Origin of the sequence: Kitasatospora kazusensis (genome assembly GCF_039529945.1) — a bacterium.
Classification (GTDB): domain Bacteria; phylum Actinomycetota; class Actinomycetes; order Streptomycetales; family Streptomycetaceae; genus Kitasatospora; species Kitasatospora kazusensis.
This window is the reverse complement of the sequence record NZ_BAAANT010000120.1, coordinates 1-1,596: the sequence shown is the minus strand read 5'-3', so window position 1 is coordinate 1,596 and position 1,596 is coordinate 1. Positions and strand designations below refer to the sequence as shown.

Annotated in this window: 2 protein-coding genes; both read left to right on the top strand. The window is 69.4% G+C overall.

Annotation, left to right across the window (positions count from 1 at the left end):
• The first annotated feature begins 183 nt into the window (after nt 1-183).
• The gene (locus ABD330_RS32225; protein WP_344469866.1) at nt 184-654 is read left to right on the top strand and encodes a non-structural maintenance of chromosomes element 1 family protein; all 471 of its coding nucleotides are present in this window, start codon (nt 184-186) and stop codon (nt 652-654) included.
• A gap of 73 nt (nt 655-727) precedes the next feature.
• The gene (locus ABD330_RS32220; protein ID WP_344469865.1) at nt 728-1,561 is read left to right on the top strand and encodes a transposase family protein; all 834 of its coding nucleotides are present in this window, start codon (nt 728-730) and stop codon (nt 1,559-1,561) included.
• Nucleotides 1,562-1,596 lie beyond the last annotated feature (35 nt).

Genomic DNA, 1,596 nt, shown 5'->3' with positions numbered 1-1,596 from the left:
TGAGGCAGTTCCATCCTGAAAACTGCAGGTCACGGAGGCTGGCGTGGTACAGAGCTGGGGCACTCGGGCTGGTCGGGAACCTGATCGTTAGCAGGAGATCGTCCGCCGTGCGGCCCGTTCGCCCGAATCCCGGTGCCGCCCGCCGAGGCCTCCTACCCTCCGAGGAGGGTTCGGACGGGAGGCGTGCTGGTGGTGGACGTGTTGACATGGGTGATGCAGCGGCGGCTGGTGCTGGCCGATCGTGCCGAGCGGCTGCGGAAGGAACTCGCCGAGCTCGACGCGGAGGTTGCACGGCTGGAGGTTGCGGAGGTGGTGTTCGGGCAGTTCGCCGACGCTCAGCGGGCCGGCCGGGCGGACGACCCGGCCATGACCGAGGAGCTGGAGCGGGTCACGACCACTCCCGGGGCGGGCGGGATGCTGCTGGTCCCGCACCGCGAGGAAGGCATGGACGTCGGCGTGCTGCCCGCCGACTACCAGGCGATCCTCAAGGCCGTCGCGGGGATCGAGGGAGCGGTCAAGGCGGGGGATGTGGCGCTGGCGCTCGGCAAGGGAATGCAGCCGGCACAGGTTGAACCACTGCGCGGCCAGCTGCGGCGCCTAGCGGATCGGGGCTGGCTGCAGCGGACCCCGGTGGGTCGCTACACCTTGCGCTGATGTCGGACGCCGCCGTGCGAAGCGGCCGAATCCGTCCGTAACCCAGGGACCCCCGGCGGAAGTTGGGGATTCCATGCGAAAGAAGACCAGCCCCGCCGAGGGTCCTGAAGGGTTTGTCTACCAGTGCCGCCTGTCGCTGTCGAGCGCCACCGTGAACATGGTCGCCGACCTGATCCGCGGCCACTTGAGGAAGATCGGTTCGCGCTGGCGCAAGCTCACGCCCGGGAAGATCGCCGTCATCGTGCTCGCGATACTGCGGCACGACCAGCGGCTTTGTGACATGGCCGGCGGCAACGACGTGTCCGCCTCCACCGTGCGCCGCTGGCTGCTGGAAGTGGTCGGGCTCCTCGCCGCGCGCGCCCCGAGACTGGACCGCGCCCTGAGGAAGATCACCCGAAAGGGTGGCGTCGTGGTGCTGCTGGACGGCACGCTGGTGCGGACCCGCCGCCGCACCGGGGACGAGAACCGGCCCAACTACAGCGGGAAGCACAAGGTCCACGGCCTGCTGTTCCTCGCGCTGACCGACGAGAAGGGCAACCTGGTCTGGATCTCGGCGGCGAAGCCGGGGCGTTCCAGCGAGATCACCGCCGCACGCCACAACAAGATCTGCGCCAAGCTCCGCGAAGCGGGTCTCGGCGCCCTGGCCGACCTGGGCTTCGTCGGCCTGGACGACGACCCCGACGACCCGGTGATCGTCACTGGCCGCAGGGCAAGCCGGGGCCATCCGCTGACCAAGGCGCAGAAGGAGGCGAACCGGCTGGTCAGCCGCGAGCGCGCGGCCAACGAGCACGGCTTCGCCGACCTGAAGAACTGGCGGATCCTCACCAAGGTCCGCATGAACACCCGGCACGCGACAACGCTCCTGCGTGCCCTGCTCGTGCTGACGAACGCGGAAGTTTCCCGCTGACGGACGATCACCCGATCGCGATCAAGCCCGTGACC